Below are 8,744 nucleotides of genomic sequence, written 5' to 3'. Positions count from 1 at the left end.
GCGCAGGGAACAAAATCGCATCTGCACTTCGCCAGCGACTACTTCGAGCAACTGTATGCAATGGCCGAATACCTGATCGGCGCCGGTCATGCCTACGTCGACAGCCAGACGGCGGAAGAAATGGTCGCTGCGCGCGGCGATTTCAACACGCCCGGCCGCGCCTCGCCCTTTCGCGACCGCACACCGGACCAATCGCTGGCGCTGCTGCGGCGCATGCGCAGTGGCGAATTCCGCGATGGCGAACATGTGCTGCGCGCAAAGATCGACATGGCCTCGCCCAACATGAACATGCGCGACCCGGCGATTTACCGGATCCGCCATGCCCATCACCATCGCACTGGCGACCAGTGGTGCATCTACCCGATGTACGACTACACGCATCCGATTTCCGATGCGCTGGAAAACGTCACGCACTCGATCTGCACGCTGGAATTCCAGGATCACCGGCCGTTTTACGACTGGATACTCGAACGCCTGGCCGAAGGCGGTTTTTTCCGCAAGCCGCTGCCGCACCAGTACGAATTCGCCCGCCTGAACCTGACCTACGCGATCACCAGCAAGCGCAAGCTGCTGCAATTGGTCGAAGAAAACATCGTCGACGGCTGGGACGATCCGCGCATGCCGACGCTGGTGGGCATCCGCCGCCGCGGCTACACGCCCGAATCGGTGCAGTTATTCTGCGAGCGCATAGGCGTGGCCAAGGCCGACAGCTGGATCGACATGAGCACGCTGGAAGGCGCGCTGCGCGACGACCTGGACCAGAAAGCGCCGCGCTCGGTGGCCGTGTTGCGCCCGCTGAAGCTGATCATCGACAATTTCCCGGAAAGCCTGGTCAGCGAATGCAGCGCACCGGTGCATCCGCACTTCCCGGAACGCGGCCTGCGCCACTTTCCGATCAGCCGTGAATTGTGGATCGAGCAGGACGACTTCATGGAACTGCCAAGCAAGGGCTACTTCCGGCTCTACCCTGGCAACAAGGTACGGCTGCGCTATGGTTATGTGGTCGAGTGCACCGGCTTTGACAAGGACGACAACGGCCACGTAGCCGCGGTCCATTGCCAGTACTTCCCCGACAGCAAGAGCGGCACCGAAGGATCGGCCAATTACAAGGTCAAGGGCAATATCCATTGGGTCAGCGCCGCCCACGCGACGCAAGCCGAAGTCCGCTTGTACGACCGCCTGTTCGCCGATCCGCATCCTGATGCCGGCGGCAAGGATTTCAAGCTGGCGCTGAACCCGGCGTCCAAGGAAGTATTGCAGGCCTGGCTGGAACCGGGGCTGGAACGCGCCCAGGCGGAAGACCGTCTCCAGTTCGAAAGGCATGGCTACTTCGTCGCCGACCGCATCGACTCGGTGCCGGGCAAGCCGGTGTTCAACCGGATCGTGACCCTGAAAGATTCGTGGGTGAAGGCTTAGGCGCTCATCCGCGCATCGAGCGCATTGAAACCAGGGCCACGCCGGCGCACGTCACCGCAATCCCCAGCGCCATCAGCCAGGTCGGCGTGACGCCGAACATGACCCACTCCAGCAGCACCGCCACCACCGGCGTCAGGAACAACAAGCTGGTAACGCGCGTGGCCTGCCCGCGCCGCATCATGATATGGAACACATTGGTGGCCAGGATCGAAGCGAACACGACCAGGAAAATCACCGACAGCACCAGTTGCCAGCTCCAGTCGATGACAAAACCTTCGACCAGGTAAGCCAGCGGCGCCACGAACAGCAGGCAGGCGGCAAACTGTATCAGCGCAGCAACCCGCAGATCGACTTGCGGGCAGTACACGCGCTGGTACAGCGTGCCGGCCGTAATCGACAACAGGGAAATCATCACCGACGCCAGGCTGCCGATGGCCATGGCTTGCAGGTTCAGCTTGGGCCAGACCACCAGTGCCACGCCACCCAGTCCCATCAGGATGCCGGCCCAGTGAACCCCGTTCAAGCGCTCACCCATGCGCCACTGCGCAAAGACCGCCGTCAGCAAAGGTTGCAGCGCCAGGATCAGCGCGGTATTCCCGGCTGACATGCCGAGGTATTGGGAGTAGTGGCTGCCGCTGAGATTGATCGCATGCATCAGCAGGCCGGCCACGCAAAGATGACCCACCTCGCGCATCGAGCCCGGCCAGCGCCGCACCGAAAGAAGCACCAGCGGCACCATGCACGCCAGCGCGAACAGATAACGCAATGTCAGGAAGGTAAAAGGCGGCGCATACAACATGCCAGTCTTGCTGGCCAAAAAGCCCGAACCCCAGACAATCACGAAAAACCAGGCCAGCAGCGTGCCGTACCTGCCCTTGTCCCCACCGTTGCCGGCCCCGCCTGGCGCAACCGGCGCGGGCGTGCTGTCCGGCGAACTTTGATTACGCATCTGTCAGGCTCATTGACCGGAGAAAAATAGCCAGCCGACCAGCGCGCCGGTGGCCAGCAACCAGAGCAAGGGCACGCGGGTAAATGCGACAAACAGGGTCGCTATCAGCGTCATTACCCACAAGGGCCAGTCGCGCGCAGGATCGCTATGGGCGCTGCCCAGGATCCAGCCGGTTGCGACCAGTACGCTGACCGTCAGCGGCGCCATGCCATGCTTGAATGCGCGCACCGAGCGCAGGTCGCGATTGCGATGCCCCCATTGCGCTGCCATGTAGGTCAGCGTGGCGCTCGGCAGCATGATGCCCACCATCGTCACCAGCACACCGAACAGGGCCCACCACATCGAACCGTTGTTGAGTCCGACCATCCAGCCCAGCAAGGGCACGAACAGCACATTGGGTCCGGGCGCCGATTGCGCGATGGCGATCGAGGCGTTGAATTGCGGATCGCTCACCCAGCCTTTGTCGCCGACCAGGTAGCGATGCATTTCGGGGATGGTCGTGACCGCGCCGCCAATGGCCAGCAATGACAGCGCCAGGTAATGTCCGAACAAAGACAGCCAGTCGGCTGGACTCAAGTGCAAAACCATCACTGCTCCTTGTTGCGCAGGGCGAACCAGGCCGCCATGCAGGCCACCACGCCCAGCGCCGGGATCACCAGCATCAGCGGCCAGCGCAGCAAGGCGATCGCCACGAAGGTGAGCACCATCAGCAATGCGCACAGCGCCAGGCCCAGCGGGTTGACCTTCAGCGCTGGCGCCAGCTTGACGCCGGCGCCCATCAGCAGGCCGGCCGCCACGGCGCCCATGCCGCGCAGGGCGCCGGCCACACCGGGATTGTTCGCAAGCTGGGAATACGCCACCGCCAACAGCAACAGCACCACCATCGGGCCGGTCAGCATGCCAGCCAGCGCCGACAGCGCGCCGCGCAGACCGTAGTAGCGCCCGCCCACCATCAGCGCCAGGTTGATCATGTTGGAGCCCGGCATGATCTGCGCGACCGACCATTCATCGAGGAATTCCTCGCGCGTGAACCAACGTCGCTTTTCCACCAGGTCGCGCTGGGCGATCGCCAGCACGCCACCAAAGCCCTGCAGCGCCAGGGCGGTAAATGTCCAGAACAGGTCAGTCAGTGACGTCGGGCCGTTGCGGGATTGCGGATCAGGAGCAGGAGAAAGTTGCATCCCCACATTATAAGCCGCTCGCCAACAGCCCATAGTCCCCCTATCGGCTGGCTTGCAAGGGTTTGCGCACTTCCGTCATAATTGCGAGCTCCTCCCGCCGTCGCTCGTTCGATAGCGGTCGACTGCCGATCCCGTACCCGACCCGCGTAGCTGTTACGCCTTTGACTGGAAATCCATGCGCATCTTCAATTTCAGCGCCGGCCCCGCCGTGCTGCCCGAACCGGTCCTGCGACGTGCTGCCGACGAAATGCTCGACTGGCACGGCAGCGGCATGTCGGTGATGGAGATGAGCCACCGCGGACGCGAATTCATCAGCATCGCCGAAAAAACCGAAGCGGACTTGCGCCAGTTGCTCAACATTCCGCCCGGGTACCGCGTACTGTTCCTGCAGGGCGGCGCGATGGCCGAAAATGCCTTCATCCCGATGAACCTGCTGGACGGGCGCACTGGCGCCGACTATGTCAACACCGGCGAATGGTCCAAGAAATCGATCAAGGAAGCCGGCAAGTACTGCACCGTGAATGTCGCCGCATCGTCCGAGGACCGCAACTTCACCTACGTGCCGCCGCAGCAGGACTGGCAGCTCGATCCGGATGCCGCCTACGTGCATATCTGCACCAACGAGACCATCGGCGGCGTTGAATACCATTGGGTTCCCGATACTGGCGCGGTGCCGATCGTGGCCGATATGTCGTCCCACATCCTGTCGCGCGTCATCGACGTCTCCCGCTACGGCGTGATTTACGGCGGTGCGCAAAAGAATATCGGCCCGGCCGGACTGACACTGGTGATCGTGCGCGACGAGCTGCTCGGCCGTGCGCTGCCGATCACGCCGTCGGCCTTCAACTGGAAAGAGCAGGCCGCGGCCGGTTCAATGCTCAATACGCCGGCGACCTACGGCATCTACATTGCCGGGCTGGTGTTCGAATGGTTGCTTGAACAGGGTGGTGTGGCGGCGATCGAACAGCACAATATCGCCAAAGCGGCGCTGCTGTATGACTACCTCGACACGACCCGTTTTTTCGTCAATCCCGTCGCGCGCAGCGACCGCTCACGGATGAACATTCCGTTCCACCTCCACGACCCGAAACTGGATGCCGATTTCCTGCGGGGCGCCGAGAACAACGGCATGGTGCAATTGAAAGGACATCGCGTCGTTGGCGGCATGCGCGCCTCCATCTACAACGCCATGCCGATGGAAGGCGTACGCGCGCTGGTTTCATACATGCAAGAGTTCGAACGCGCGCACGGCTGATGCGTAACTAGCTGCTGCATCATGTCAAGGCTTGATGCACCTCATCAAATAGCGTGGTGCCGCTCAACTAAGTGACTTGCCGCACAGAGCTGTGGACATACATGACGTATGTTCACATCTTTACCAGTCATTGGAGTTAGCCATGTATATAGGCCTCGGCACTATCGTCCTCATCCTGATCCTCGTCCTGCTGTTCCGATGATCAGAGTTTTCCGCAGCACTGTTCCCTAGTCGTGGTGATGCCGATGGATCGGGTCGATCCACGGCACTTCCTCCTGCTTTTCAACAGCAGCAATATCCAGGTTGATCACGACCGCCTCGTTATCGCTACGCACCAACACACACTCCAGCGCCTCTTCGTCGCTGGCGTTGATTTCCTGGTGCGGCACATAGGGCGGTACGTAAATGAAGTCGCCCGGACCGGCTTCGGCCACGAATTCCAGTTGCTCGCCCCAGCGCATGCGTGCGCGACCCCGCACGATATAAATGACGCTTTCCAGCGCACCATGATGATGGGCGCCGGTTTTTGCGCGCGGATGGATCGTCACCGTGCCGGCCCACAGCTTTTGCGCACCCACCCGCGCCAGGTCGATCGCCGCCGCGCGGTTCATGCCGGGGGTTTGCGCTGTGTTCGTATCCAGGCTGTTGCCCGGCACTACCCTGACACCATGCAAACGCCAATCCACACTGACATTCGCATCCAAGTTTTCATCGCTCATTCTGGTTTGCTCTCCGGGCGGGCAGGTTCGCGTGCGGCGCGCACGCAAGCTGCTTCTATTATAGGTAGCCGACAATGACGCTGCGCGATCCCCGGGTGTCCCGGATACTGCAGCATCCCCTGATGTTTGCCTTGCAGACACTGCGGGCATTCCGCGCCAACCAGGGACTGCTGCTGGCCGGCGCAGTGGCTTATTATGCGCTGCTTTCCATCGTCCCACTCCTGATCCTGGCCGTGATCGGGCTGTCCCATTTCGTCGACCAGCAAGAGTTGCTGCAGACGATACAGCGCTATCTGGAATGGATCGCCCCAGGGCACTCCGCGCCGCTGGTGGCGGAACTGTCGAACTTCCTGCGCCATCGCGAAGTACTGGGACCGGTGCTGTTGCTGACCATGCTTTTTTTCAGTTCGCTGGCGTTCACCGTCCTGGAAAACGCAATGTCGGTAATCTTCGTGCACCGGGTCGCAATCCGGCGCCGCCATTTCCTGGTCTCGGCCCTGCTGCCGTATTGCTACATTTTTTTTCTCGGCATCGGCCTGCTGCTGGTCACCGGCGTTTCAGCCGGGCTGGAAACGATCGGCGAAGAAAGCGTGATGCTGCTCGGGCGCGACTGGTCGCTGGCCAAGCTGTCAGGCTTGTTGCTGTACCTGCTCGGCGTGGCTGGCGAAATTTTCCTGCTGACCTCGATCTACCTGGTCATGCCGGTCGGACGGCTTTCGGTTTCCCATGCGCTGATTGGCGGCGTCACCGCCACCGTCCTGTGGGAAATCACGCGCCACCTGCTGGTCTGGTATTTTGCGACCTTGTCGCAAGTCAGCCTGGTCTACGGCTCGCTGACGACCGCCATCATCGTGCTGCTCAGCCTGGAACTGGCGGCAGCGCTCCTGCTCTACGGCGGACAGGTGATTTCGGAATTCGAGCGGATAGAATCCGAGCCGATCGTGCAGCCGCCGCAGCCAATCCGGACTGATCCACCCCTGACCTGACACCGTCCCTGGCCGCAGCCCGCGGGCATCAGGCCAGGTCGGCGGGCGTGTCGATGTCGCGGAATATGCCCTGGTCGGTCACTTCCACGTTGTGCACCGGGCAACTGGCCAGCAATGAGCGCGCGCCGGCATCGCCCTGCAACTCTCGCAGCGCTTCCAGGTACTGCCTGCTGAAGCCGACCGGATTGCCGCGCCGCCCGCCGCAAGTCGGCGCCACGATACCGTGCCCTTGCTCCAGGCCGGCGCGCAATTGCTGCAAGGTAGCGGCCTGCACGAAAGGCATGTCGGCCAGCGCAATTACCCATGCGTGGGCATCGCCGGCAAGCGCCAGGCCTTGCCGCAAGGAATTGGCCATGCCCTGGTCAGCATCGTCACACACCGTGGTCTCGCAACCGGCATCGCCGAGCACGTCCAATAGCTGCTGCTGGCCTGGCCGCACCACGGCGACCACGCGCGCGAACACCGACTTCAGGTTGGCGGCCGACTGCGCCGCCACCGACTGCCCGCCAGGCAGGCGCTGCAGCAACTTGTCCTGCTGGCCGGCGGGATCAAAACGCTTGCCGCGGCCGGCGGCGAGCAGGATGGCGACGATGTGGGGGCTGGGTGCTTGCATGGAATCGACAGATTATCATTGCTGGCGACGCGCTGCGTGCGGCAATGGCCCGCTTTGGCGGCCTGGCCCGGTGAGGTGTAGACTACTGGCTCTCATTTGAAGCTCAATCAGGCCATGGACAGCATCGATCTTGAAGTACTGAAAACATGCGCGCAGTGGATAGACGCCGGACGGCGCTGCGAACTCATCACGGTCATCAAGACCTGGGGCTCCAGCCCGCGGCCGGAAGGTGCAACACTGGCGATCTGCGATGATGGCCGGGTGGTCGGGTCGGTGTCGGGCGGCTGCATCGAGGATGACCTGATCGATCGCGTTCGCAAGCACGGCATCACCCGTACCAAGCCTGAAATCGTCACTTACGGCATCACCGCCGACGAAGCGCACCGCTTTGGCTTGCCCTGCGGCGGCACCATACAATTGGCGATCGAGCCACTATCGGCCAGCAGCGGCATCGCCGACATGCTGGAACGCCTGGGGCGGCACCAATTGGTGGCGCGACGCCTGGACTTGCAAACCGGTGCCGTGATGCTCAGCCAGGCTCGTCCGGGCATGAACCTGCAAGTGTCGGAAATGGCGCTCACCACCATCCACGGCCCGCGTTGGCGCTTGCTGATCATCGGCGCCGGCCAGTTGTCGCGTTTCCTGGCGCAAATTGCGGTGGGCATGGATTACCACGTCACGGTGTGCGATCCGCGCGAAGAGTACCGCGAAGGCTGGCACGTGGAGGGCGTTGAAGTGGTGCATGAAATGCCCGATGACCTGGTCATTGCCATGCAACTCGACACCCGCAGCGCCGTCGTGGCCCTCACTCATGACCCCAAGCTCGACGACCTGGCCCTGATGGAAGCACTGAAATCAGATGCTTTCTACATTGGCGCAATCGGCTCCCGTTCCAACAACGCCAAGCGGCGTGAACGACTGATGCAATTCGACCTGACGCAAGCCCAGATTTCCCGCCTGCACGGCCCGATCGGCATCTATATCGGCAGCAAGACCCCGTCCGAAATCGCAATATCGATCCTGGCCGAACTGACCGCCGTGAAAAATGGCGTGTCACTGCCGGACGAGATGCGGGTGGAGCACGCAAAGAGCGCGATGAACGTCGGCAATTCGGAAGATGTCTGCGGCGTGCGCAGCGTGGAATAGGACAGCCTGCGTAGCTTGCAGACCCGGCGCCACCCTGCAGGTGGCGCTTTTTTTTTGTTTTTCTTGCGGGATGGCTGTTTTTTTGTGTGACAGGCACCCGTTCCGGGCGCATGCCGGTCAGAAAGTCAAAATCGTCAATCAATCACACGGCAAAGCAGGTAAGCCGCTGTGACACTGCCCTGCAACATCGTGCCTTGCTGTTCGCCTGCCTGACCAGCGCCGGATCCTGAACCGCGAACGACATGTTGCCTGTTATTCGGACAAGACGTCGTTCCGGTTATTGGCCCTTTGCTGGGTCATATCCTCAAGCATGCGCCTGCCGCGAATGCGTTCCCGATTGATTTCTGCGTGCCGCTCGGGCGACATCGGCGGCGCAGTCATCAGATCCTTAAGGGGCGCCGTGTTGTTGTAATCCTTCTTCGAACGAGATAGCAAAGACTCCTCCTGATTCATTTCCGGAACTCAAGCTTATTGCCAGG

10 protein-coding genes are annotated in these 8,744 nt (G+C 61.8%); 4 read left to right on the top strand and 6 right to left on the bottom strand.

The annotated features are described in order from the left end of the window. The coding region (locus Q7T64_RS07790) for a glutamine--tRNA ligase/YqeY domain fusion protein (protein ID WP_304793867.1) at nucleotides 1-1,416 on the top strand (1,416 nt) is incomplete at its 5' end. Between the two features lie 4 nt (nucleotides 1,417-1,420). Here Q7T64_RS07790 and Q7T64_RS07785 read toward each other — a convergent pair. Genes Q7T64_RS07785 through Q7T64_RS07775 form a run of 3 tightly spaced genes read right to left on the bottom strand, consistent with a single transcriptional unit; the run spans nucleotide 1,421 to nucleotide 3,546 of the window. Further along, entirely contained in the window at nucleotides 1,421-2,365 is a 945-nt protein-coding gene (locus tag Q7T64_RS07785) for a DMT family transporter (protein ID WP_304793862.1), read from the bottom strand. Between the two features lie 9 nt (nucleotides 2,366-2,374). Further along, complete coding sequence (locus Q7T64_RS07780; protein WP_304793858.1) at nucleotides 2,375-2,953, bottom strand: chromate transporter; 579 nt, start codon at nucleotides 2,951-2,953, stop codon at nucleotides 2,375-2,377. Next, nucleotides 2,953-3,546 (bottom strand): chromate transporter, encoded by a 594-nt coding sequence (locus Q7T64_RS07775; RefSeq protein ID WP_304793855.1) that lies wholly within the window; start codon nucleotides 3,544-3,546, stop codon nucleotides 2,953-2,955. Before Q7T64_RS07775 ends, Q7T64_RS07780 begins: the two co-directional genes overlap by 1 nt. Before the next feature lie 175 nt (nucleotides 3,547-3,721). Here Q7T64_RS07775 and serC point away from each other — a divergent pair, with 175 nt between their 5' ends. Continuing rightward, a complete protein-coding gene (gene serC, locus Q7T64_RS07770) occupies nucleotides 3,722-4,801 on the top strand; it encodes a 3-phosphoserine/phosphohydroxythreonine transaminase (protein WP_304793852.1) in 1,080 nt (359 codons plus the stop codon). Nucleotides 4,802-5,028: 227 nt separating this feature from the next. Here the strand turns inward: serC and Q7T64_RS07765 are convergent, their stop codons facing one another. Continuing rightward, entirely contained in the window at nucleotides 5,029-5,520 is a 492-nt protein-coding gene (locus Q7T64_RS07765) for a cupin domain-containing protein (RefSeq protein ID WP_304793849.1), read from the bottom strand. 74 nt (nucleotides 5,521-5,594) lie between these two features. On the opposite strand from Q7T64_RS07765, the gene Q7T64_RS07760 reads away from it, so the two are divergent. Further along, the gene (locus tag Q7T64_RS07760) at nucleotides 5,595-6,506 is read left to right on the top strand and encodes a YihY/virulence factor BrkB family protein (RefSeq protein WP_304793847.1); all 912 of its coding nucleotides are present in this window, start codon (nucleotides 5,595-5,597) and stop codon (nucleotides 6,504-6,506) included. Nucleotides 6,507-6,534: 28 nt separating this feature from the next. Here the strand turns inward: Q7T64_RS07760 and Q7T64_RS07755 are convergent, their stop codons facing one another. Beyond that, nucleotides 6,535-7,119 carry a nucleotidyltransferase family protein gene (locus Q7T64_RS07755; RefSeq protein ID WP_304793844.1) on the bottom strand — a complete coding sequence of 195 codons (585 nt, stop codon included), beginning with the start codon at nucleotides 7,117-7,119 and terminating at the stop codon, nucleotides 6,535-6,537. Nucleotides 7,120-7,233: 114 nt separating this feature from the next. On the opposite strand from Q7T64_RS07755, the gene Q7T64_RS07750 reads away from it, so the two are divergent. Next, entirely contained in the window at nucleotides 7,234-8,265 is a 1,032-nt protein-coding gene (locus Q7T64_RS07750; RefSeq protein ID WP_304793841.1) for an XdhC family protein, read from the top strand. A 252-nt stretch (nucleotides 8,266-8,517) separates the two neighbouring features. Here the strand turns inward: Q7T64_RS07750 and Q7T64_RS07745 are convergent, their stop codons facing one another. Then, a complete protein-coding gene (locus tag Q7T64_RS07745) occupies nucleotides 8,518-8,718 on the bottom strand; it encodes a hypothetical protein (protein WP_304793838.1) in 201 nt (66 codons plus the stop codon). Between the last annotated feature and the right edge of the window lie 26 nt (nucleotides 8,719-8,744).

Origin of the sequence: Lacisediminimonas sp. (assembly GCF_030645335.1) — a bacterium.
Lineage (GTDB): Bacteria > Pseudomonadota > Gammaproteobacteria > Burkholderiales > Burkholderiaceae_D > Lacisediminimonas.
This window is presented reverse-complemented; position numbering and strand designations above follow the sequence as displayed.

Coding starts and splice junctions, on each gene's coding strand:
- Q7T64_RS07785 (WP_304793862.1), bottom strand. CDS start 2,365: ATGCGTAATCAAAGTTCGCCGGACAGCACGCCCGCGCCGGTTGCGCCA.
- Q7T64_RS07750 (WP_304793841.1), top strand. CDS start 7,234: ATGGACAGCATCGATCTTGAAGTACTGAAAACATGCGCGCAGTGGATA.
- Q7T64_RS07760 (WP_304793847.1), top strand. CDS start 5,595: ATGACGCTGCGCGATCCCCGGGTGTCCCGGATACTGCAGCATCCCCTG.
- serC (WP_304793852.1), top strand. CDS start 3,722: ATGCGCATCTTCAATTTCAGCGCCGGCCCCGCCGTGCTGCCCGAACCG.
- Q7T64_RS07765 (WP_304793849.1), bottom strand. CDS start 5,520: ATGAGCGATGAAAACTTGGATGCGAATGTCAGTGTGGATTGGCGTTTG.
- Q7T64_RS07755 (WP_304793844.1), bottom strand. CDS start 7,119: ATGCAAGCACCCAGCCCCCACATCGTCGCCATCCTGCTCGCCGCCGGC.
- Q7T64_RS07745 (WP_304793838.1), bottom strand. CDS start 8,718: ATGAATCAGGAGGAGTCTTTGCTATCTCGTTCGAAGAAGGATTACAAC.
- Q7T64_RS07780 (WP_304793858.1), bottom strand. CDS start 2,953: ATGGTTTTGCACTTGAGTCCAGCCGACTGGCTGTCTTTGTTCGGACAT.
- Q7T64_RS07775 (WP_304793855.1), bottom strand. CDS start 3,546: ATGCAACTTTCTCCTGCTCCTGATCCGCAATCCCGCAACGGCCCGACG.